This is a genomic window from Enterobacter sp. B79-1 (assembly GCF_057444735.1).
On the sequence record NZ_JBYAZJ010000001.1, the window covers coordinates 1,020,223 to 1,042,987 of the forward strand.

Genomic DNA, 22,765 nt, shown 5'->3' on the forward strand with positions numbered 1-22,765 from the left:
CGCTGTTTTGTTTTCATTTTCAAATGGATTGCCAGCATAACAAATTTATCAGGAAACCGCGTTGCTGATAAAAGAGGCGCTTTGTGCACATTTAGGAGTCAGGTTGCTTGAAGTTTGTCTAAACGCGCTAAATTACTGAAAAAGTGAGTTGACGCCAGTTCGGCTTTTCCTTACATTAGCGCCCGTCCCGGCAACAACGGGATGACAATATGGTGAGGTGTCCGAGTGGCTGAAGGAGCACGCCTGGAAAGTGTGTATACGGCAACGTATCGGGGGTTCGAATCCCCCCCTCACCGCCATATTTGAAGAAGAGCTCGCATGAAAATGCGGGCTTTTTTTTCGCATATTGCACGCCTGCAGGGGATTCGAACCTTTCGGCTCTGTGCGAAACTCATGTCGGGTGGCGCTGCGCTTACCCGACCTACGAAAAACTACTCCTCCACCATCCGCGCATACTCTTCGGTCAGAAAATCTACCAGCGTCCTGACCGACGGCAGCATGCCGCGCCGTGAAGGATAAACTGCGTGAATCACTTCCCGTCGGGGTTCCCACGCGTCCAGCACCCGTACCAGTTCCCCTGACGCAAGCTGATCCTTCACCATCAATATCGGCAACTGCACAACGCCCACGCCCGCCATCGCCGCTTCCCGCAGTGCCAGCATGTCGGTGGTAATAAAGCGCGGTGCGTAGTGGATCTCCGCTTTCGCCCCCTCTGGACCACTGAGTTCCCATTTATGCACCTGTTTACCGGCCCCCATACTTAAACCAGGCCATTCACTGAGCTCAGAAGGCATTCGAGGTTTACCCATACGTTCAATCAACTGCTGACTCGCCACCAGGCAATGCCCCCTGTCAGCCAGCACCCTTAAGACCAGATCGCTGTCATCAAACGGACGCGGACGTACGCGGATCGCCACATCAATGCCTTCGCCCACAAGATCGACCCGCCGATTGGTGGCCTCAAGCTGGAGATTAATCCCCGGGTAGCGCGCCATAAACCGTGCCAGCATCGGTCCTACGTGGACGTGCAGTAACGTGACGGGACAGGTGATCCTGACGACGCCGCGCGGCTCAGCCTGCAGCGCAGCAACGGCCTCCTCTGCCGCTTCTGCTTCTATCAGCATCGCCTTACAGTGCTGATAGAAGGTCTGCCCCACTTCCGTCACCGTAAACTGCCGCGTAGTGCGCTGTATCAACCGCACGCCAAGCCGCTCTTCCAGCTGCGCGATCCTGCGGCTCAGTTTGGACTTGGGTTGGTCTAGCGCCCTTCCCGCCGCCGCAAACCCACCATGGTCGACCACCTTCACAAACCAGACAAAGTCATTGAGATCCTGCATAAAACCCCATCGTTCTATTTTCGGAACAGTGAATGCCATTTTCACTATCTACCGGGATATTAACTCTGAATATAAGCTAATTACATCAACAGAACATCAGGAGTTAATCATGAAAAACGTAACAGGCGTTTATACCGCTCCCCGCCAGCACTGGGTTGGCGATGGTTTCCCGGTTCGTTCGATGTTTTCTTATCAAACCCACGGCGAGCCGCTGAGTCCGTTCCTGCTGCTGGATTACGCAGGTCCGTACACCTTTCCGGCAGATGGGGCGAAACGCGGCGTAGGCCAACACCCCCACCGGGGTTTTGAAACGGTCACCATCGTCTATTCCGGTGAAGTGGAGCATCGCGACTCCACGGGTAAAGGTGGCGTCATTGGCCCCGGCGACGTGCAGTGGATGACGGCAGGTGCAGGCATCCTGCACGAGGAGTTCCACTCCAGCGCGTTCTCGCAGAAAGGCGGCGAACTGAAAATGATGCAGCTTTGGGTCAACCTGCCAGCCAAAGACAAAATGGCGACGCCGGGCTACCAGAGCATCACCAAAAGCGACATCCCGGTTGTGGCGTTACCGGACAACAGCGGAACGGTGCGGGTTATCGCCGGACGCTACGACGCTATTACCGGCCCTGCGCACACCTTTTCGCCGCTGAACGTCTGGGATCTTGCCCTTAATCAGGGAAGCCATCTTACGCTCGCTCAGCCGGAGGGCTGGAGCACGGCGCTGGTGGTGCTGGAAGGTCACGTTACGGTGAATGGCACTGCTCAGGCGGGAGAAGCCCAGTTGGTGGTGCTGAGTCAGGAAGGCGACAAACTGCACCTTGAGGCAAGCAGCGATGCCAAAGTGCTGCTGATGGCCGGCGCGCCACTCAATGAACCCATCGTCGGCTATGGCCCGTTTGTGATGAACACTAAAACCGAGATCGCGGAAGCTATTCGTGATTTCAACTCCGGCCGCTTCGGCCAGATCCGATCGTAATCGTAATAAAGGAGAAGAACATGTCTACACCTGCCAATTTTAATGGAGCACGTCCGGTCATTGATGTTAACGATGCGGTGATGTTGCTTATCGATCACCAGAGCGGTCTGTTCCAGACCGTCGGTGACATGCCAATGCCGGAGCTGCGTGCTCGTGCGGCGGCGTTAGCGAAAATCGCTACCCTGGCGAAGATCCCGGTTATCACTACGGCGTCCGTACCACAGGGGCCGAACGGACCGCTGATCCCGGAGATCCACGCCAACGCACCGCATGCGCAGTATGTTGCCCGTAAAGGTGAGATCAACGCCTGGGACAACCCGGAGTTCGTGGCCGCGGTGAAAGCGACCGGACGTAAAACGTTGATTATCGCGGGCACTATCACCAGCGTCTGCATGGCCTTCCCGTCGATCAGCGCGGTGGCGGATGGCTATAAAGTGTTTGCGGTGATTGATGCCTCCGGCACCTACAGTAAGATGGCGCAGGAGATCACCCTGGCACGAGTCGTTCAGGCTGGCGTGGTGCCAATGGATACGGCGGCGGTGGCCTCTGAGATCCAGCGGACATGGAATCGTGAAGACGCGGCTGAGTGGGCTGAGGTATACACCCATATCTTCCCTGCTTATCAGCTGTTGATCGAAAGCTACGGCAAAGCACAGGAAGTGGTGAAAAACAGCGAAGTGCTCGATTCACAGCGTTAATAACCCGTGCTGCGACAAGAGCTGATTAAGGCTTAACCGAACGCACACGAATACAGAAAATCTGCTTGACCGTTTTAGCGCAACTCCCTATAGTAGCGCCCCGTTGCCCCCCAAGCGGTCAGGCAGCAAAACAATATGGTGAGGTGTCCGAGTGGCTGAAGGAGCACGCCTGGAAAGTGTGTATACGGCAACGTATCGGGGGTTCGAATCCCCCCCTCACCGCCATATTTAAAGAAGAGCTCGCATGAAAATGCGGGCTTTTTTTTTGCATGTTGCACGCCTGCGGGGGGATTCGAACCCTGGAACTCCCTGCGCTCTTTATGCCTGGTGGCGCTGCGCTTACCAGGCCTACGGGTATTGTAGGTCGGGTAAGCGCAGCGCCACCCAACAAAAAGCCCGCACAAAAAACAAAGCCCGGTTTCCCGGGCCTTGAACACAACAGCGAACTCAATAATACGCTTGCAGCGTGCGCTGACAGAGCGCCGAGCGCACGCAGTCATCTTTGGTGAAACGTACCACCCCAATCATCTCATCTTCCTCAAAACGTGACATGGCGTCGCTTAATCCGGATTTCACGCCGGACGGCAGATCACACTGGGTAATATCGCCGTTAACGATAACCGTCACGTTCTCCCCGAGGCGCGTTAAGAACATTTTCATTTGCGCTGCGGTCACGTTCTGAGCCTCGTCAAGAATAACGACCGCATTTTCAAATGTACGTCCGCGCATATAGGCGAACGGCGCGATTTCCACCTTGCCAATCTCTGGTCGCAGGCAGTACTGCATAAAGGATGCACCCAGTCGCTTCACCAGCACGTCATAAACGGGCCTGAAGTACGGGGCAAACTTCTCCGAAATATCTCCGGGCAAGAAGCCGAGATCTTCATCAGCTTGCAGTACCGGACGGGTAACAATAATGCGCTCCACGTCCTTATGGATCAGCGCTTCTGCCGCTTTGGCTGCACTAATCCAGGTTTTCCCGCATCCGGCTTCACCGGTTGCAAAGATGAGCTGTTTACTCTCGATAGCATTCAGGTAGTGCGCTTGAGCCTCATTGCGCGCAACAATTGGAGAATTATCACGGCTGTCTCGGGCCATGCCAATTGCTTCTACGCCACTCATCTGCACAAGCGAGGTGACCGATTCTTCTTCACGCTGTTTATGGCTACGTGAATCCCGTCTCAGCACACGTTTTGCTTCGCGACGAGCTTTGATCACTGCTTTTTGTCTTCCCATGGATAGCACCTTGAGTTGTTGGTATTCATCACACGCGCCAGCTTCGGCACGATTATGCGCACGAACATCAGAGGGTTGGCTTCCTTGTAAGCCATTGCTTGCTTTACCGGATGACGATACAGAATAGCTACGCGCACCAGTCTGCACGTCGGTGGAATCAGATTCTTGAGGTGAAGGGGAGAATTTAGTGGTGAGGAAATCGCTGCCGGAGTCTGAGCCTCCGCGCCGGGTGCTGCGGTTGTTATGTTTACCTTGTCCAGTATAGGACCCAACCATTCGCGATCTCCATAGTGATTCAGCATCACTGCCGGGAACTACCGCTGTCTTATCTTAAGTACATCAGGAGTTATCATAAATGCAACATTTATTTTACCTGAATGCAACTTTTAAGACTGCACCTGCAGTGGATTCAGTCTTATATAGAAATATTACAGAAATATAACAACAAGATAGTCATATGAAAAAATAATGTCCCCGCGAACTATCGCAGGGACGATTATCAGGCTTCGATCAGCCCTTGAGCGAGGTACGCGTTCCGGTCGCGCGGGCCAGGCAGGGCAAAGAAATAACCGCCGCCGATGGGCTTAATATACTCTTCCAGCGCTTCGCCGTTTAACCGCTTCTGTACGGTGAGGAACCCTTTCTCCAGATCGTGCTGATAGCAGACAAACAGCAGCCCCATATCAAGCTGACCAGAGTTGGTCACGCCTAACGAATAGCTGTAGCCACGACGCATCATCAGGCTCGACTGCGTCTCTTTGGTGCGCGGGTTCGCAAGGCGAATGTGGCTGTCGAGCGCGATGGTATTCCCGTCAGGATCGCTCGCGTAGTCCGGCACATCGTGCTCGTGCTGCATGCCCAGCGGCGCCCCGCTCTGCTTGTCGCGGCCGAATATGGTCTGCTGCTCTTTCAGCGGCGTGCGGTCCCAGAACTCCACGTGGAACTGAATAATGCGCACCGCCTGGTAGCTGCCGCCCACCGCCCACGCCGGTTCACCCTGGTCCGCTGTCACCCACACCACGTCTTTCATCAGCGCCGCATCGCTGCTGTTGGGGTTGGCCGTGCCGTCCTTAAAGCCCAGCAGGTTCACCGGCGTCTCTTTGCCTTTACTGCGGGCAGCGTGGTCAGAGATAAACCCTTCCCGCTTCCAGCGCACGCTCAGCAGATCCGGCGTGTGCTTGATGATATCGCGCAGGGCGTGGATCACCGTGTCCTGGGTATTGGCGCAAATCTGCAGGAGCAGATCGCCGTGGCACAGCGCCGCGTCGAGGGAATCATTTGGAAAGCGCGTCATTTTTTGCAGCGCTTTCGGCTTCTGTTTTGCCAGGCCGTAGCGGTCATCAAACAACGACTCGCCCACCGACACGGTAATGGTCAGGTTATCCGGGGCGATAAACGCCCCGAGAATACCGGAGTCCATCGGCGGCAAACGCGGATTTGGCGTTTCCGGTGCCGGACCGCCCGCGGTGAGAAACGCAATACGCGTTGTCAGCAGGCGGAACAGACGCACCAGATCGGCTTTATCGCTGGCCAGCGAATCAAACGCCACCAGCATCATGGAGGCCTGCTGCGGCGTCAGAATGCCCGCCTGATGCTCGCCATAAAACGGCTGCGTCTCCATGCGCGCATCCGGCGACAGCGTGCCGGGGGCACTCTGCGGTTTAGCCGCATGCGCCACCGGGCAGCCGCCTGCCAGGGCAAGCGCGCCGCCCAGCGCCCCTACTCCTTTTAACAAACGACGTCGGGAAGGTTCGGCCACGTCGTGCTCGTCATGCTTGTTCATCGTGCTTAGTCCAGACCCAGAACGCCGCGCAGCAGGGAGAGATCTTCCGCCAGGGTGGTAATCGGGCCTTTCAGCGCGTTACGGTCAGCGTCGGTCAGTTTGTCATAGGTTTCGAACCCGTCTTTGGTGCGGTACTTCGCCAGGATGGTGTCGACTTTTTTGAAGTTGGCATCCACTTTGGCCAGCAGTTCGCTGTTCTCTTTTTGCAGTTGGGGACGCAGCAGATCGACAATTTTCTGCGCGCCGTCAACGTTGGCCTGGAAGTCCCACAGGTCGGTGTGGCTGTAGCGATCTTCTTCACCGCTGATTTTGCTTGCAGCCACTTCTTCAATCAGACCGGCCGCGCCGCCAACCACTTTCGACGGCGGGAAGGCCAGCTCGCTGATGCGCTTTTGCAGCTCCAGCACGTCGCCGTTCAGCTGCCCGGCGTATTTCTCCATCCCTTTGGTGGAGTTGTCGCCAAACAGGGCTTTTTCCAGTCGGTGGAAGCCGGTAAATTTTGGATCGGCGGCCTTCTGCTCGTAATCGTCCTCACGGGCATCGATGCTACCATCGAGGTCAGAGAACAGCTCGGCAATCGGCTCGATGCGCTCGTAGTGCTGACGGGTTGGCGCGTACAGGGATTTCGCTTTTTCGATATCCCCGGCTTTCACCGCATCGGTGAAGGCTTTGGTGCCCGCAACCAGGTCCGCCGTCTCTTTAGTGACGTAGGCTTTATAGGCGGTGATGGCCTCGCCCAGGCTCAGCAGCGCTTCGCCTTTCGCGGCATCCTTCGTGGCGTTGCCCTTGACGATCAGCTTGCCTTTCGGATTGGTCAGCAGGCCGCAGGTCATGTCGTATTCACCCGGCTGTAGGTTGGCGGTCATCTTCTGGCTGAAGCCAGGGGCGATGTTTTCACGCTCTTCCACCACCATTACGCCTTTGAGGATCTCCCACTCCAGCGCCTTCTGGCTGTGGTTCTGGATGATAAACTGGGTTTTGCCGCTGTTGACCGTGATGGTCATCGGCTCGCACTGTTTATCATTGACGGTCACTTTGACCTGAGGAACATCAGCGCCCCAGGCAGAGAATGAAGAAGCGAACAGCGCGGCAATGCCTGCGCATAACGCACTACGACGGAACTGAATTGCCATGACTCTTCCCTTTAAAAGTATGTTGTAACTAAATTACACATTACGGCGCAACGCGCGACGCCTGGGTGCCGGTACGCGGCGGCATAGCGAACAGCACCAGCGCCGGAACCAGATAGATAAAGTACATCGCCACTTCGCTGACGCTCGGCGTTTCCTGGTAGCCGAAGATACCTTCGAGCAGGGTGCCGGCCAGTGAATGGGTGGAGAGAACGTTGCTGAGATCGAATGCCACGTCCTGGAAGTGGTTCCACAGGCCCGCTTCGTGGAAGGCGCGTATCGCCCCTGCCGCCAGCCCTGCCGCCACCAGAAGAATAAACAGGCTGGTCCACTTGAAGAAGGCGCCCAGATTGAGACGAATACCGCCCCAGTAGAGCAGAAAGCCCAGCACTACCGCGGTTGCCAGCCCGAGCATCGCGCCAACCGGCGGCCAGATGCCGACATCCTGTTGAAACGCCGCCAGCAGGAAGAAGACCGATTCCAGCCCCTCACGCGCAACGGCAAAGAAAACCATCCCGATCAGCGCCCAGCCGTGGTTATTGCCCTTTTGCAGCGCGTTATCCACCGCCTGCTCCAGTTGCACCTTCACGTTGCGGGAAACCTTGCGCATCCAGAACACCATCCAGGTGAGGATCACCACCGCAATCACGGCGACGATCCCTTCGAACAGCTCTTGTTCTTTCTGCGGGAATTCGCCGGTGGTTTCATTGATGAGGATGCCCAGGCCCAGGCAGAGCGCCGCGGCAAGGAAGACGCCAACCCACATGACGCCAATCCAGCGTCCGCGCTGGGTTCGCTTCAGATAGCTGGCGATAAGGCTGACAATCAGGGCCGCTTCAAGGCCTTCACGTAACATAATGAGAAATGGAACAAACATGCCGACACCTTAAATGTTTATCGCGGTCAACTGATGCAAAGAAAGGTAAATTCTTGTGATAGTGATTATCATTACGGCAAGAAGAAAAACAAGCGAAATATGTGGCCTTTTGATGACGAGTTGTAACCGCATCGCAGGATAATAATTCCATCCGTTACGATTGCGTTTATAAGTTATAACGAAAATGCCCATTTACGGTTAATCAGCGCTGTGGCTAAATATCCACCTCGAAAACTAACTGAAAATAAACCATGTTTAAGATTATCCATTTCCTGCTGGCGCTGGTGATTATTCTTGCGCTTGCCTGGCTGGTGAGTTTCGACCGCCGAAAAATTCGCATTCGTTTTGTTGTACAGCTGATTGTTATTGAAATCGCGCTGGCATTCTTTTTCCTGCATGCAGAAAGTGGACTTTTTATTATTAAATATGTCTCCGGTTTCTTTGAATCGCTGCTTAAATTTGCGGCCGAAGGGACGAATTTCGTCTTTGGCGGAATGGGTGAAAAAGGGCTGGCCTTCATTTTCCTCGGCGTGCTGTGTCCGATTATTTTTATTTCCGCACTGATTGGTATTCTTCAGCACTGGCGGATCCTGCCAATTTTTATTCGCGTCATCGGTACACTGCTGTCAAAACTGAACGGTATGGGCAAGCTGGAATCCTTTAACGCGGTAAGTTCGCTGATCCTCGGTCAGTCGGAAAACTTCATTGCCTACAAAGGCGTGCTGGGGGATCTCTCCTCTCGTCGTCTCTTCACCATGGCGGCCACGGCCATGTCGACGGTCTCCCTGTCGATAGTCGGTGCCTATATGACCATGCTCGACGCCAAATTTGTCGTCGCGGCGCTTATTCTGAATATGTTCAGCACCTTTATTATTCTCTCCGTCATCAACCCGGCGCGCCCGGAAGCGGAGCCGGATATCAAGCTCGAAAAGCTGCATGAATCACAGAGCTTCTTCGAAATGCTCGGCGAGTATATTCTGGCCGGTTTTAAGGTGGCGATGATTATTCTGGCGATGCTGATTGGTTTTATCGCCCTTATTAGCGCCGTTAACGCCCTCTTCTCCAGCGTATTTGGCATGAGCTTCCAGCAGATCCTGGGCTATGTGTTTTATCCCCTGGCCTGGCTGGTGGGGATCCCGCTGAGCGATGCCTTAAACGCGGGCAGTATTATGGCAACCAAGCTGGTAGCGAATGAATTTGTGGCGATGATCGAGCTGCAAAAAATCGCCCATCAGATGTCCCCTCGTGGGCTGGGTATTTTGTCCGTCTTCCTGGTGTCGTTCGCGAACTTCGCGTCCATCGGCATTGTGGCCGGGGCGATTAAGGGCCTGAACGAGCAGCAGGGCAACGTGGTATCGCGGTTTGGTCTGCGTCTGGTGTACGGCGCGACGCTGGTAAGCCTGCTGTCGGCGAGCTTTGCGGGGTTGGTGCTCTGATGCAATGCCGGGTGGCGCGCAGCGATCCCGGCCTACAAAACAACTACGATACAACAACGGCGGGTTATCCCGCCGTTTTCATTAAAACTGCACGCACACCGGCTGGTCGACCCGCATCACCGACTCCTGCGCGAAGCGTGATTTATAAATCCCGCGTAACGCTTCGATGTTCTTCTCGCTCTGCGCATCTTTACCGTGGATCAGCATCAATGCCTTGCTCGGCTCACGCGCCACTTTCCCGTCGTTCCCAAGCCACTGGCCGCGCGCATCAAATACCGTTAAGCCATCGCGGAAACGCGGCGTCACGTCCTGATCAACAAACTGTTGCCATTCGTTGCCGGTAATCTGCGCCCCGGCAGGACGATTTAAGCCGAAATAGAGCGTGGTTTGCTGCATCTGGTTACCCGCTTTGCAGGTCTCTACCGCCGCGTGCTGCGATGGCACCGTGCAGCCAGCGAGCATCAATAGTGCCGCCGCCATTAACCCTGTTTTGATTGTCATGCTTCGCTATCCTCATTGTTATAAGCACATGGATATCACAGGAAATTACGGATTTTGGCAAGAAAAAAGCCGGGTGCGCTTGCGCTCACCCGGCCCGCATTGTGCAGCGAGAAAAATTATTCTGCCTGAAGCTTAGAAGGCGGCGCAGTGTGGTAGTGCGCGTCGGCTTCAGCAAAGCGTTTCTGCATAGAAGCAGACGGTGCTTTACCCAGCAGGCTGAACACCACGATGCCGATGCTGCCGAAGATGAAGCCCGGAATGATTTCGTACAGGCCCAGCCACGCGAACTGTTTCCAGACGATAACGGTCACCGCACCGATAATCATCCCCGCCAGCGCGCCGTTACGGGTCATACGTGACCACAGCACGGAGAACAGCACGACCGGACCAAACGCAGCACCGAAGCCCGCCCAGGCATAGCTCACCAGACCCAGCACGCGGTTATTCGGGTTAGCCGCCAGCGCGATGGCAATCAGCGCCACCACCAGCACCATAAAGCGCCCTACCCAGACCAGCTCTTTCTGGCTCGCGTTTTTACGCAGGAAGGCTTTGTAGAGGTCTTCGGTGATCGCACTGGAGCAGACCAGCAGTTGGCAGCTTAGGGTGGACATCACCGCCGCCAGGATCGCCGAGAGCAGGATACCGGCAATCCACGGGTTAAACAGTATCTGCGCCAGCTCGATGAACACGCGCTCGGCGTTCTGGTTGACCGCGCCCGCCTGCGCCGGGTTGTTGTTGAAGTACGCGATACCGAAGAAGCCGACCGCACACGCGCCCGCCAGACAGAGGATCATCCACGTCATGCTGATGCGACGGGCATGAACGATGGTGTGGTGAGAATCCGCCGCCATGAAGCGCGCCAGAATATGCGGCTGACCGAAGTAGCCCAGGCCCCAGCCCATCAAGGAGACGATGGCAACGAAGTTCAGTCCTTTCAGCATGTCGACGTTCTCAATGCTCTTCTGCTTGATCACTTCCAGCGAATCGCCAAAGCCGCCAACGGTGAAAATCACAATCACCGGGGTCAGGATCAGGGCGAAGATCATCAGGCTCGCCTGCACGGTGTCGGTCCAGCTCACGGCAAGGAAACCGCCCACAAAGGTATAGAGGATGGTCGCCGCCGCACCGGCCCACAGAGCGGTTTCATAGCTCATGCCGAAAGTGCTTTCGAACAGGCGCGCGCCGGCCACGATGCCGGAGGCACAGTAGATGGTGAAGAACAGCAGAATAACTACCGCGGAGATAATGCGCAGAACGCGGCTGTTATCTTCAAAGCGTCCGGTGAAGTAATCCGGCAGCGTCAGGGCGTTATTGTTGGCCTCGGTATGCACGCGCAGACGGCCTGCCACCAGCTTCCAGTTGATCCACGCGCCGACGGTCAGGCCGATGGCGATCCAGCTTTCAGAGATACCGGAGATGAAAATCGCGCCCGGCAGGCCCATCAACAGCCAGCCGCTCATATCGGAAGCGCCCGCAGAGAGCGCGGTCACCATTGGGCCTAAACTGCGTCCGCCCAGAATGTAGTCGTCAAAGTTCTTTGTTGAACGCCATGCCAAAAACCCTATCAGGATCATGCCAAATATATAAACGAGAAATGTCACCAGCATCGGTGTGCTAATAGCCATTCAAATTCTCCAAAATGTCGAGCGACAACCATCCGGGCTGCCTTGTTATATGATCACCGGAACGAGGTGAATGTATCTTGTGTTTCTGTTGGGCGCGCTATCCTGCCGTATGCGCATCCCGCTGACAAACGATTTAACACTGCATTTACATCAATTTCATCCCTGGTTTGATACGAGTTTCCTATAGGTTGCACTCGCTCACGCTTTTACGGGTTGCACCTTTTAAAAGTGTTAACTCCCGCATAAAAACAGGCTTCCCGCCCAAAAGCCAGTGCGTTTTTCCAGCTAACCATTCGTTAACAATCCATTCATTTTCCGGGTTGCAAACCAGGTCACATTTAACACGGTTGCACAAAGTTGCAACATGGGGGATATTTCACGCTAACGACCAAACACGATTAAAGAACAACAGGAGCTTTGGCATGGGTATGACCACCATGGGGGTTAAGCTGGATGACGCCACCCGCGAACGGATTAAGACCGCAGCAACCCGCATTGACCGCACGCCGCACTGGTTAATTAAGCAGGCGATTTTTAACTATCTCGAAAGACTCGAGAGCGATGAAGGTCTGCCGGAACTGCCTGCCCTGCTGGCCGGTGCAGCGAACGAAAGCGAGGAAGCGCCAGCCGCTGGCGACGAGAACCATCAGCCGTTCCTCGAATTCGCCGAGCAGATCCTGCCGCAGTCCGTCAGCCGTGCCGCCATTACCGGCGCCTACCGCCGCGCCGAAACCGACGCCGTGCCGATGCTGCTGGAGCAGGCTCGTCTGCCGGAAGCCATTGCCGCACAGGCGCACAGCCTGGCGTATCAGTTAGCCGACAAGCTGCGCAACCAGAAAACCGCCACCGGCCGCGCCGGGATGGTTCAGGGTCTGCTGCAGGAGTTTTCCCTCTCTTCACAGGAAGGCGTGGCGCTGATGTGCCTGGCGGAAGCGCTGCTGCGTATTCCGGATAAAGCCACCCGCGATGCGCTCATCCGCGACAAGATCAGCAACGGCAACTGGCATTCCCACATTGGCCGCAGCCCGTCGCTGTTCGTCAACGCCGCGACCTGGGGCCTGCTGTTTACCGGCAAACTGGTCTCCACCCATAACGAAGCCAACCTCTCCCGCTCCCTGAACCGCATTATCGGTAAGAGCGGCGAGCCGCTGATCCGCAAAGGCGTGGACATGGCGATGCGCCTGATGGGCGAGCAGTTCGTCACCGGAGAAACCATTGCCGAAGCGCTAGCGAACGCCCGCAAGCTGGAAGATAAAGGTTTCCGCTACTCCTACGACATGCTGGGCGAAGCGGCGCTGACCGCCGCCGACGCGCAGGCCTACATGGTCTCTTACCAGCAGGCGATTCACGCCATCGGTAAAGCGTCCAACGGTCGCGGTATTTACGAAGGCCCGGGCATCTCCATTAAGCTTTCCGCCCTGCACCCGCGCTACAGCCGCGCGCAGTACGACCGGGTGATGGAAGAGCTCTACCCGCGCCTGAAGTCCCTGACCCTGCTGGCGCGCCAGTATGACATCGGCATTAACATCGACGCCGAAGAGGCCGACCGCCTGGAGATCTCCCTCGATCTGCTGGAAAAACTGTGCTTCGAGCCGGAGCTGGCAGGCTGGAACGGCATCGGCTTCGTTATCCAGGCTTACCAGAAGCGCTGCCCGTTCGTCATTGATTACCTGATTGACCTGGCAAGCCGCAGCCGCCGTCGCCTGATGATCCGTCTGGTGAAAGGCGCCTACTGGGACAGCGAAATCAAACGCGCCCAGATGGAAGGTCTGGAAGGCTACCCGGTCTATACCCGCAAGGTTTACACCGACGTCTCTTACCTCGCCTGTGCGAAAAAGCTGCTCGGCGTGCCGAACCTGATCTATCCGCAGTTCGCTACCCATAACGCCCACACCCTGGCGGCAATCTACAGCCTGGCGGGACAGAACTACTATCCGGGCCAGTACGAGTTCCAGTGCCTGCACGGCATGGGTGAACCGCTGTACGAGCAGGTCACCGGTAAAGTGGCGGACGGCAAGCTGAACCGCCCGTGCCGCATCTATGCCCCGGTGGGAACCCACGAAACCCTGCTGGCATACCTGGTGCGTCGTCTGCTGGAAAACGGCGCGAACACCTCCTTCGTTAACCGCATCGCCGACACCACCCTACCGCTGGACGAGCTGGTTGCCGATCCGGTGCAGGCCGTAGAGAAGATGGCGGCGCAGGAAGGCCAGATTGGCCTGCCGCATCCGAAGATTGCCCTGCCGCGCGAGCTGTATGGCGCAGGCCGCGTCAACTCGGCGGGTCTGGATCTCGCCAACGAACATCGTCTGGCGTCGCTCTCCTCTGCCCTGCTCAACAGCGCATTGCAGAAATGGCAGGCGAAGCCGATCCTGGAACATTCCGTTGCTGACGGCGAAATGCAGCCGGTCATTAACCCGGCAGAGCCAAAAGATATCGTCGGCTACGTGCGTGAAGCCACCGAAGCCGAGGTGGACCAGGCGCTGGACAGCGCGGTGAACAACGCGCCAATCTGGTTCGCCACGCCGCCGCAGGAACGTGCCGCCATTCTGGAACGCGCCGCAGTGCTGATGGAAGACCAGATGCAGTCGCTCATCGGCATTCTGGTGCGCGAAGCGGGTAAAACCTTCAGCAACGCCATCGCCGAAGTGCGCGAGGCCGTCGATTTCCTGCACTACTACGCCGGTCAGGTACGCGATGATTTCGATAACGAAACCCACCGTCCGCTGGGTCCGGTCGTCTGTATCAGCCCGTGGAACTTCCCGCTGGCGATCTTCACCGGCCAGATTGCCGCCGCGCTTGCCGCAGGCAACAGCGTGCTGGCAAAACCGGCAGAGCAGACTCCGCTGATTGCCGCGCAGGGTATCAACATTCTTCTGGAAGCCGGCGTGCCTGCGGGCGTGGTTCAGCTGCTGCCGGGCCGCGGTGAAACCGTCGGCGCTAAGCTGACCTCCGATAACCGCGTGCGCGGCGTGATGTTTACCGGTTCGACCGAAGTAGCCTCCCTGCTGCAGCGCAACATCGCTACCCGTCTGGATGCGCAGGGTCGCCCTACGCCGCTCGTCGCGGAAACCGGCGGGATGAACGCCATGATCGTTGACTCCTCCGCGCTCACCGAGCAGGTGGTGGTCGACGTGCTGGCCTCTGCGTTCGACAGCGCAGGTCAGCGCTGCTCCGCCCTGCGCGTGCTGTGCCTGCAGGACGACGTGGCGGACCACACGCTGAAGATGCTGCGCGGCGCGATGGCCGAATGCCGTATGGGCAACCCGGGCCGTCTCACCACCGACATCGGGCCGGTGATCGACGCGGAAGCCAAAGCCAATATCGAAAACCACATTCAGACCATGCGCGCGAAAGGCCGTCCGGTGTTCCAGGCGGTGCGCGAGAACAGCGAAGATGCCCGCGAATGGCGGACCGGCACCTTTGTGCCGCCAACGCTGATTGAGCTGGCCAGCTTCGACGAGCTGAAAAAAGAGGTCTTCGGTCCGGTACTGCACGTGGTGCGCTACAACCGTAACAACCTGAACGAGCTGGTTGAGCAAATCAACGCCTCCGGCTACGGCCTGACGCTCGCCGTGCATACCCGTATTGACGAAACCATTGCGCAGGTCACCGGCAATGCCAAAGTCGGCAACCTGTACGTCAACCGCAACATGGTTGGCGCGGTCGTGGGCGTGCAGCCGTTCGGCGGTGAAGGTCTCTCCGGCACCGGTCCGAAAGCGGGTGGCCCGCTCTACCTGTACCGTCTGCTCGCTAACCGTCCGGAGAACGCCCTGGGCGTGACCCTGGCGCGTCAGGACGCACACTATCCGGTGGATACGCAGGTGAAAACCGTGCTGACCCAGCCGCTGGAGGCGCTGATCGCCTGGGCGGAAAAACGTCCTGAACTGCGTGCCGTCGCCCGGCAGTACGGCGAGCTGGCGCAGGCGGGCACGCAGCGTCTGCTGCCGGGCCCAACCGGCGAGCGCAACACCTGGACGCTGATGCCGCGCGAGCGCGTGCTGTGCGTGGCCGATAACGAGCAGGACGCGCTGGTGCAGCTGGCTGCCGCAATGGCAACCGGGTGTGAAGTGCTGTGGCCGGAAGATGCGCTGCATCGCGATCTCGCCAAACAGCTGCCTAAAGCGGTCTCGGCCCGTATTCGCTTTGCGAAGGCCGATGCGCTGCTGACGCAGCCGTTTGATGCGGTGATCTACCACGGTGATTCCGACCAGCTGCGCGAACTGTGCGAGCAGGTTGCGGCCCGCAGCGGTGCCATCGTTTCCGTGCAGGGCTTTGCGCGCGGGGAAACCAACCTGCTGCTGGAGCGTCTGTACGTTGAGCGCTCGCTCAGCGTCAACACCGCGGCGGCGGGAGGTAACGCCAGCCTGATGACAATCGGCTAACGCTGTGCTAATAAGGCTCCGGAGACGGAGCCTTATTTTATTGGGGAGTGTATGAAACGATTTCTTATCGCAGGCGCAGCACTGCTAATGAGCGCCAGCGCGCTGGCCGACGAGTGCGACAAAGCGACCACCCAGCTTGAGCTGAATACCTGTAGCGCGCAGCAGTACCAGGCTGCCGATAAAAAGCTCAACCAGACCTATCAGGCCGCCATCAAACGCGCGGCCGCCCCTCAGCGCGACCTGCTGAAAAAAGCGCAGCAGGCGTGGATTACCCTGCGCGACGCGGACTGCGCGTTTATCGGCTCGGGTACGGAAGGCGGAAGCGTCCAGCCAATGATTGTTAACCAGTGCCTGGCGGAGAAAACGGTTGAACGCGAGGCGTTTCTGGCCTCGCTGATGCAGTGTGAAGAGGGCGACTTAAGCTGCCCTCTCCCTCCGGGAAACTAGCGCACGCGGATCCCTTCAATAATCATCCGCTGCACGTTATCCAGCGTACTTTGGAAAAACGCCTCGTCCTGGAGCGTTTTACCGGTCACCGCCTCAACCTGGGCCGCAAAGTCAGCGTAATGCTGGGTGGAGGCCCAAATCATAAAGATCAGATGATGCGGGTCGACCGGGGCCAGTTTACCGCTGGCGACCCATCCGGCAATAATGGCCGACTTATCGTCCACCAGCTGTTTTAAATCTCCGGTGAGTTCCGCCTGCAATAGCGGCGCGCCCTGCAGCATCTCAAGACAAAACAGCTTTGATGCCTGCGGATAATCGCGCGACACCTCCAGCTTCAGGCGAATGTACTCCTTGATCGCTACCAGCGGGGCCAGCTCTGCGCGGAACGCTTTTAGCGGCGCGAGCCAGATATCGAGGATCTGCTGCATCACCGCAATATAGAGCGCCTCTTTCGACGGGTAGTAGTAGAGCAGATTGGTTTTGGATACCCCGGACTGCTCCGCCACCTGCTCCAGGCGCGTGCCGTGGATGCCAAATTGCGAAAACGTATCCAGCGCCGCGCTCAGAATAGCCTGCTTTTTCGCACTCACCGCCTGCGAACGTTTACCCGGTGTTTTCACTGCGCCTTGTGTCATTCCCGCTCTCCTTATTCTGCGTTGCCCTCAGCATAGCAAAACCCCCGTCTCGCCACGATATCCTGCACTCCGATCGCGCATGAATGCCTGTTTTCTGTGCAATGTTTTTGACCATTTAGTCCACATTTAGACGCATCAATCCACCAACTTCTGGTTAACACATTAATAACACTGTCATTTTCAAAACTGGCATTCCCTTTGCAAAAACATCCCTACACCTGCGACGTAATGAAGAGAGGTTCGTGATGAAAATTGGCGTATTTGTACCCATCGGCAACAACGGCTGGCTTATCTCGACCACAGCACCGCAATACATGCCGACCTTTGAGCTGAATAAAGCCATCGTGCAGAAAGCAGAGCACTACCATTTCGACTTTGCGCTTTCGATGATCAAGCTGCGCGGCTTTGGCGGCAAAACCGAATTCTGGGATCACAACCTGGAGTCCTTTACCCTGATGGCCGGGCTGGCCGCGGTCACCTCGCGGATCCAAATCTACGCCACCGCCGCCACCCTCACCTTACCGCCAGCGATCGTAGCGCGCATGGCCTCCACCATCGACTCCATCTCCGGCGGGCGCTTTGGCGTCAACCTGGTCACCGGCTGGCAAAAACCCGAATACGAGCAGATGGGGCTCTGGCCGGGTGACGACTACTTCTCGCGTCGCTATGACTACCTGATTGAATACGTGCAGGTGCTGCGCGATCTGTGGGGTACGGGCAAAAGCGATTTCAAGGGTGACTTCTTTACCATGAACGACTGTCGCGTCAGCCCGCAGCCGTCGGTGCCGATGAAGGTGATTTGCGCCGGACAGAGCGACGCGGGGATGGAATTCTCCGCCAAATACGCCGACTTCAACTTCTGCTTCGGTAAAGGCGTGAACACCCCTGCCGCCTTCGCCCCGACCGCCGCGCGAATGAAAGAGGCCGCCGACAAGACCGGACGCGACGTGGGCTCCTACGTGCTGTTTATGGTGATCGCCGACGAAACCGACGACGCCGCGCGCGCGAAATGGGAGCGCTATAAGGACGGCGCCGACGAGGAGGCCCTGAGCTGGCTCACCGAGCAGAGCCAGAAGGATACCCGCTCCGGGGCGGATACCAACGTGCGCCAGATGGCCGACCCCACCTCTGCGGTGAATATCAACATGGGCACCCTGGTCGGCTCTTATGCCAGCGTGGCCAGAATGCTCGACGAAGTGGCGGCCGTCCCCGGCGCGGAAGGCGTCCTGCTGACCTTCGATGATTTCCTGACCGGCGTGGAGACCTTCGGCGAGCGCATCCAGCCGCTGATGCAGTGCCGCGCCCACATCCCTGCCGTCACGAAGGAGGTGGCGTAATGACGACCCTCAACGCACGCCCGGAAGCCATCACCTTTGCGCCAGAGCAGAGCGCGCTGATCGTAGTGGATATGCAAAACGCCTACGCCAGCCAGGGCGGCTATCTGGACCTGGCGGGGTTCGACGTCTCCACCACGCAGCCGGTGATCGCGAACATCAAAACCGCCGTCGCCGCCGCGCGCGCTGCGGGGATGCTCATCATCTGGTTCCAGAACGGCTGGGATGACCAGTACGTCGAGGCAGGCGGTCCCGGCTCACCCAACTTCCACAAGTCGAACGCCCTGAAAACCATGCGTAAACGGCCCGAACTGCAGGGCAAGCTGCTGGCGAAAGGCGGCTGGGACTATCAGCTGGTGGATGAGCTGGTACCGCAGGCGGGCGATATCGTTCTGCCGAAACCGCGCTACAGCGGCTTTTTCAACACCCCGCTCGACAGCCTGCTGCGCAGCCGGGGCATTCGCCATCTGGTGTTCACCGGAATCGCCACCAACGTCTGCGTGGAGTCGACCCTGCGCGACGGCTTTTTCCTCGAGTATTTTGGCGTGGTGCTGGAAGACGCGACCCACCAGGCCGGGCCGGAATTCGCCCAGAAAGCCGCCCTGTTCAATATCGAAACCTTTTTTGGCTGGGTCAGTAACGTCAATGATTTCTGCGACGCCCTGACTCCCCCGCTCGCCCGTATCGCCTGAGGAGACACCTGATGCCAAAATCCGTGATTATTCCGCCGGGCACCAGCACGCCCATCGCCCCGTTTGTCCCCGGCACCCTCGCCGACGGCGTGGTGTATGTCTCCGGCACGCTGCCGTTTGATAAAGACAACAACGTGGTGTTTATCAACGACCCAAAGGCGCAAACCCGCCACGTGCTGGAGACGATCAAAACCGTGATCGAAACGGCGGGTGGCACGATGGAGGATGTGACCTTCAACAGCATCTTTATCACCGACTGGAAAAACTACGCCGCGATTAACGAGATCTACGCCGAGTTCTTCCCCGGCGATAAACCGGCGCGGTTCTGCATTCAGTGCGGGCTGGTGAAGCCCGAGGCGCTGGTTGAAATCGCCACCGTTGCGCACATCGCGAAGTGAGGCTGCCATGAAGCTTTCTCTCTCGCCGCCCCCGTTCGAGGGCGCGCCCGTGGTCGTGCTGATTGCCGGACTTGGAGGCAGCGGTAGCTACTGGCTGCCCCAGTTCGCCGCGCTGGAAAAGGAGTATCAGGTGGTGTGCTATGACCAGCGAGGGACGGGTAATAACCCGGATACCCTTCCTGAAGGCTATAGCCTGGCGCAGATGGCCGATGAACTGGCTCAGGCGCTTACGGATGCCGGGATCTTACGCTACACCGTCGTGGGCCACGCGCTGGGCGCGCTGGTCGGCCTGCAGCTGGCGATCGACAAACCCGACGCGGTTTCTGCGCTGGTGTGTATTAACGGTTGGCTCACCCTCAATGCCCATACCCGCCGCTGTTTTGACGTTCGCGAGCGTCTGCTGCATTCCGGCGGCGCGCAGGCCTGGGTCGAGGCGCAGCCGCTGTTTCTCTACCCGGCAGACTGGATGGCCGCCCGCGCGCCTCGCCTGGAGGCAGAAGAAGCGCTGGCGCTGGCCCATTTCCAGGGTAAAACCAATCTGCTGCGCAGGCTCAGCGCACTAAAAAATGCCGACTTCCGACGCCATACCGCGCGCATTCGCTGCCCGGTACACATTATCTGTTCCGCCGACGACATGCTGGTGCCCGCTGTTTGCTCGTCCGAGCTGCAGGCGGCGATCCCACACAGCCACAGCGTGGTGATGCGCCAGGGCGGGCATGCCTGCAACGTCACCGAGCCGGACACCTTTAACACCCTGCTGCTGAACGGGCTTGCCAGCCTGCTGCACAGTCCTGAACCCGTTTTATAAGGAGCTTTAATGAGCGAAGCCATTACGCCCGCCGCGCTGGAAACGCTGTTCACCGGCGCCCGCACCCATAACGGCTGGCTGGATATGCCTGTCAGCGACGAAACGCTGCACGAAATCTACGACCTGATGAAATGGGGGCCAACGTCCGCGAACTGCTCCCCGGCGCGAATTGTGTTTGTGCGAAGCGCAGAGGGAAAAGAGAAGCTGCGCCCGGCGCTCTCCAGCGGCAACCTCGAGAAAACGCTCACCGCCCCGGTCACAGCCATTGTCGCCTGGGACGGTGAATTCTACGAGCGCCTGCCCGAGCTGTTCCCGCACGGCGATGCAAAGAGTTGGTTTACCTCCAGCCCCGCGCATGCGGAAGAGACCGCCTTTCGCAACAGCTCATTGCAGGCTGCTTACCTGATTTTCGCCTGTCGCGCCCTGGGGCTGGACACTGGCCCGATGTCGGGATTTGACCGGCAAAAGGTCGACGAGACCTTCTTCACCGGCACCACGCTTAAAAGCAATCTGCTGATCAACATTGGCTATGGCGATACCAGCAAACTTTACGGGCGCCTGCCGCGTCTGACCTTCGACGATGCCTGCGGGCTGGCGTAAGGGAGCGATCGTCATGACACCGGATAAACAAACCTTTCGCGACGCCATGGCCTGCGTCGGCGCGGCGGTCAATATCATCACCACCGACGGCCCGGCGGGGATGGCAGGCTTCACCGCCAGCGCGGTGTGCAGCGTCACGGATTCACCGCCCACCCTGCTGGTGTGCCTGAACCGCGGGGCGTCCGTCTGGCCAACGTTTAGCGAAAACCGCACCCTTTGCGTGAATACCCTGAGCGCCGGACAGGAGCCGCTGTCCAATCTGTTTGGCGGGAAAACGCCGATGGAGGAACGCTTTGCCGCCGCCCGCTGGCAGACGGGCGACACGGGCTGCCCGCGGCTGGAGGATGCGCTGGCCTCGTTTGACTGCCGCATCAGCCAGGTGGTCAGCGTCGGTACCCACGACATTCTGTTTTGCGACATTGTTTCGATTATTCGCCACCCCGCGCCGCAAGGGCTGGTGTGGTTTGACCGCGGCTACCACGCGCTTATGCGACCCGCCTGTTAACCCGCCTTAAGGAGACAGACCATGTTCGGATTTCCCCACTGGCAGTTGAAATCGACCTCCACAGAAGCAGGCGTGGTCGCGCCGGATGAACGCCTCCCGCTCGGGCAGACGATGGTGATGGGCGTACAGCACGCGGTTGCCATGTTTGGCGCGACGGTGCTGATGCCGATGCTGATGGGACTCGATCCCAACCTCTCTATTTTGATGTCGGGTATCGGTACCCTGCTGTTCTTCTTTGTTACCGGCGGGCGCGTGCCCAGCTATCTTGGCTCCAGCGCCGCTTTTGTCGGGGTGGTTATCGCCACCACCGGGTTTAACGGCCAGGGGATCAACCCCAACCTGAGCATGGCCCTCGGCGGCATCATCGCCTGCGGCCTGGTGTACACCCTGATTGGTCTGGTGGTGATGAAAATCGGCACGCGCTGGATAGAGCGAATGATGCCCCCCGTCGTGACGGGTGCCGTGGTGATGGCGATTGGCCTGAACCTCGCTCCGATTGCGGTCAGAAGCGTCTCCGCCTCGCCGTTTGAAAGCTGGATGGCGGTGATCACGGTGCTGTGCATCGGCGTGGTGGCGGTGTTTACGCGGGGCATGATCCAGCGTCTGCTTATCCTGGTTGGGCTGATTGTCGCCTGTCTGGTCTACGCCCTGCTGGCGAACGTTTTTGGCCTGGGCAAACCGGTTGATTTTACGCTGCTGCACCAGGCTGCCTGGTTCGGCCTGCCGCAGGTGACCTCGCCCACCTTTAACACCCAGGCGATGATGCTTATCGCGCCCGTCGCCGTTATCCTGGTGGCGGAGAACCTGGGCCACCTGAAGGCCGTGGCGGGCATGACTGGACGCAGCATGGACCCGTACATGGGCCGCGCGTTCGTCGGTGACGGGCTGGCGACCATGCTCTCCGGTTCCGTGGGCGGCAGCGGCGTCACCACCTATGCCGAAAACATCGGTGTGATGGCGGTCACCAAAGTCTACTCCACGCTGGTCTTCGTCGCAGCGGCGGTGATGGCGATACTGCTCGGCTTCTCACCGAAGTTCGGCGCGCTGATCCATACCATTCCGTCACCGGTCATCGGCGGCGCATCGATTGTGGTGTTTGGGCTGATCGCCGTGGCCGGGGCGCGCATCTGGGTGCAGCACCGCGTCGATCTCAGCCAGAACAGCAACCTGATTATGGTGGCGGTCACGCTGGTGCTGGGCGCAGGCGACTTCGCCCTGACGCTGGGCGGGTTTACGATTGGCGGGATTGGTACGGCGACCTTTGGGGCAATTCTGCTTAATGCCCTGCTGAGCCGCCGCAAAGGGGATGAAGCGCAAGCGGAAGCCATCACCCCCTGAACCTGAAATAACCGGGTGACGCTA

General features: G+C 58.3%; 20 protein-coding genes and 2 tRNA genes. 14 read left to right on the top strand and 8 right to left on the bottom strand.

Going from position 1 to position 22,765, the window contains the following annotated elements; translation table 11 throughout:
• Positions 1–211: 211 nt before the first annotated feature.
• Positions 212–299: transfer RNA gene (locus tag AC2T6E_RS05005), tRNA-Ser, on the top strand.
• Between the two features lie 132 nt (positions 300–431).
• Here the strand turns inward: AC2T6E_RS05005 and AC2T6E_RS05010 are convergent.
• Positions 432–1,337, bottom strand: a complete 906-nt coding sequence (locus AC2T6E_RS05010) for a LysR family transcriptional regulator (RefSeq protein WP_108418204.1) — start codon at positions 1,335–1,337, stop codon at positions 432–434.
• A 109-nt stretch (positions 1,338–1,446) separates the two neighbouring features.
• Between AC2T6E_RS05010 and AC2T6E_RS05015 the strand changes: the two genes are divergently transcribed.
• The 3 genes from AC2T6E_RS05015 to AC2T6E_RS05025 all read left to right on the top strand — a co-directional run bounded on the left by AC2T6E_RS05015 (position 1,447) and on the right by AC2T6E_RS05025 (position 3,236).
• Positions 1,447–2,313 carry a pirin family protein gene (locus AC2T6E_RS05015; RefSeq protein WP_108418203.1) on the top strand — a complete coding sequence of 289 codons (867 nt, stop codon included), beginning with the start codon at positions 1,447–1,449 and terminating at the stop codon, positions 2,311–2,313.
• Positions 2,314–2,333: 20 nt separating this feature from the next.
• A complete protein-coding gene (locus AC2T6E_RS05020; RefSeq protein WP_025755865.1) occupies positions 2,334–3,011 on the top strand; it encodes an isochorismatase family protein in 678 nt (225 codons plus the stop codon).
• 137 nt (positions 3,012–3,148) lie between these two features.
• Positions 3,149–3,236 (top strand) — tRNA-Ser (locus tag AC2T6E_RS05025).
• Positions 3,237–3,458: 222 nt separating this feature from the next.
• Here AC2T6E_RS05025 and phoH read toward each other — a convergent pair.
• The 4 genes from phoH to efeU all read right to left on the bottom strand — a co-directional run bounded on the left by phoH (position 3,459) and on the right by efeU (position 8,037).
• On the bottom strand, positions 3,459–4,247 hold the full coding sequence (phoH, locus tag AC2T6E_RS05030) for a phosphate starvation-inducible protein PhoH (protein WP_008503509.1): 789 nt from the start codon (positions 4,245–4,247) through the stop codon (positions 3,459–3,461).
• A 499-nt stretch (positions 4,248–4,746) separates the two neighbouring features.
• Positions 4,747–6,030: an iron uptake transporter deferrochelatase/peroxidase subunit gene (efeB, locus tag AC2T6E_RS05035; protein ID WP_126816762.1), complete on the bottom strand. Its 1,284-nt coding sequence runs from the start codon at positions 6,028–6,030 to the stop codon at positions 4,747–4,749.
• A gap of 5 nt (positions 6,031–6,035) precedes the next feature.
• Positions 6,036–7,163: an iron uptake system protein EfeO gene (gene efeO, locus AC2T6E_RS05040; RefSeq protein WP_126816763.1), complete on the bottom strand. Its 1,128-nt coding sequence runs from the start codon at positions 7,161–7,163 to the stop codon at positions 6,036–6,038.
• Positions 7,164–7,203: 40 nt separating this feature from the next.
• Positions 7,204–8,037, bottom strand: coding sequence for an iron uptake transporter permease EfeU (gene efeU / locus AC2T6E_RS05045; protein WP_214594246.1), 834 nt, complete (start codon positions 8,035–8,037; stop codon positions 7,204–7,206).
• Between the two features lie 251 nt (positions 8,038–8,288).
• On the opposite strand from efeU, the gene AC2T6E_RS05050 reads away from it, so the two are divergent.
• On the top strand, positions 8,289–9,473 hold the full coding sequence (locus AC2T6E_RS05050; RefSeq protein ID WP_174339335.1) for a NupC/NupG family nucleoside CNT transporter: 1,185 nt from the start codon (positions 8,289–8,291) through the stop codon (positions 9,471–9,473).
• Positions 9,474–9,554: 81 nt separating this feature from the next.
• Here the strand turns inward: AC2T6E_RS05050 and AC2T6E_RS05055 are convergent, their stop codons facing one another.
• Positions 9,555–9,974: a DUF3574 domain-containing protein gene (locus AC2T6E_RS05055; protein WP_126816766.1), complete on the bottom strand. Its 420-nt coding sequence runs from the start codon at positions 9,972–9,974 to the stop codon at positions 9,555–9,557.
• 116 nt (positions 9,975–10,090) lie between these two features.
• Positions 10,091–11,599: a sodium/proline symporter PutP gene (gene putP / locus AC2T6E_RS05060; RefSeq protein ID WP_126816767.1), complete on the bottom strand. Its 1,509-nt coding sequence runs from the start codon at positions 11,597–11,599 to the stop codon at positions 10,091–10,093.
• 422 nt (positions 11,600–12,021) lie between these two features.
• Between putP and putA the strand changes: the two genes are divergently transcribed.
• Both putA and AC2T6E_RS05070 read left to right on the top strand, forming a co-directional pair.
• A complete protein-coding gene (putA, locus tag AC2T6E_RS05065) occupies positions 12,022–15,984 on the top strand; it encodes a trifunctional transcriptional regulator/proline dehydrogenase/L-glutamate gamma-semialdehyde dehydrogenase (RefSeq protein ID WP_486690755.1) in 3,963 nt (1,320 codons plus the stop codon).
• A gap of 51 nt (positions 15,985–16,035) precedes the next feature.
• Complete coding sequence (locus AC2T6E_RS05070) at positions 16,036–16,431, top strand: lysozyme inhibitor LprI family protein (RefSeq protein WP_120158526.1); 396 nt, start codon at positions 16,036–16,038, stop codon at positions 16,429–16,431.
• Here AC2T6E_RS05070 and rutR read toward each other — a convergent pair.
• Positions 16,428–17,066 carry an HTH-type transcriptional regulator RutR gene (rutR, locus tag AC2T6E_RS05075; protein ID WP_316383382.1) on the bottom strand — a complete coding sequence of 213 codons (639 nt, stop codon included), beginning with the start codon at positions 17,064–17,066 and terminating at the stop codon, positions 16,428–16,430. The two genes, AC2T6E_RS05070 and rutR, sit on opposite strands and share 4 nt — an antisense overlap.
• A 245-nt stretch (positions 17,067–17,311) precedes the next feature.
• Between rutR and rutA the strand changes: the two genes are divergently transcribed.
• Genes rutA through rutG form a run of 7 tightly spaced genes read left to right on the top strand, consistent with a single transcriptional unit; the run spans position 17,312 to position 22,741 of the window.
• The gene (gene rutA, locus AC2T6E_RS05080) at positions 17,312–18,403 is read left to right on the top strand and encodes a pyrimidine utilization protein A (RefSeq protein ID WP_316383381.1); all 1,092 of its coding nucleotides are present in this window, start codon (positions 17,312–17,314) and stop codon (positions 18,401–18,403) included.
• Positions 18,403–19,092, top strand: a complete 690-nt coding sequence (gene rutB / locus AC2T6E_RS05085; protein WP_108416066.1) for a pyrimidine utilization protein B — start codon at positions 18,403–18,405, stop codon at positions 19,090–19,092. The genes rutA and rutB overlap by 1 nt, the downstream gene beginning before the upstream one ends.
• A gap of 11 nt (positions 19,093–19,103) precedes the next feature.
• Positions 19,104–19,490: a pyrimidine utilization protein C gene (rutC, locus tag AC2T6E_RS05090; RefSeq protein ID WP_010429508.1), complete on the top strand. Its 387-nt coding sequence runs from the start codon at positions 19,104–19,106 to the stop codon at positions 19,488–19,490.
• 7 nt (positions 19,491–19,497) lie between these two features.
• Positions 19,498–20,298, top strand: coding sequence for a pyrimidine utilization protein D (gene rutD / locus AC2T6E_RS05095; protein ID WP_278435938.1), 801 nt, complete (start codon positions 19,498–19,500; stop codon positions 20,296–20,298).
• Between the two features lie 9 nt (positions 20,299–20,307).
• Positions 20,308–20,898, top strand: coding sequence for a malonic semialdehyde reductase (locus tag AC2T6E_RS05100; RefSeq protein WP_174339332.1), 591 nt, complete (start codon positions 20,308–20,310; stop codon positions 20,896–20,898).
• Between the two features lie 13 nt (positions 20,899–20,911).
• Positions 20,912–21,403, top strand: coding sequence for an NADH-dependent FMN reductase RutF (gene rutF / locus AC2T6E_RS05105; RefSeq protein ID WP_029485030.1), 492 nt, complete (start codon positions 20,912–20,914; stop codon positions 21,401–21,403).
• 21 nt (positions 21,404–21,424) lie between these two features.
• Positions 21,425–22,741, top strand: coding sequence for a pyrimidine utilization transport protein G (gene rutG / locus AC2T6E_RS05110; RefSeq protein WP_174339331.1), 1,317 nt, complete (start codon positions 21,425–21,427; stop codon positions 22,739–22,741).
• Positions 22,742–22,765: the final 24 nt, after the last annotated feature.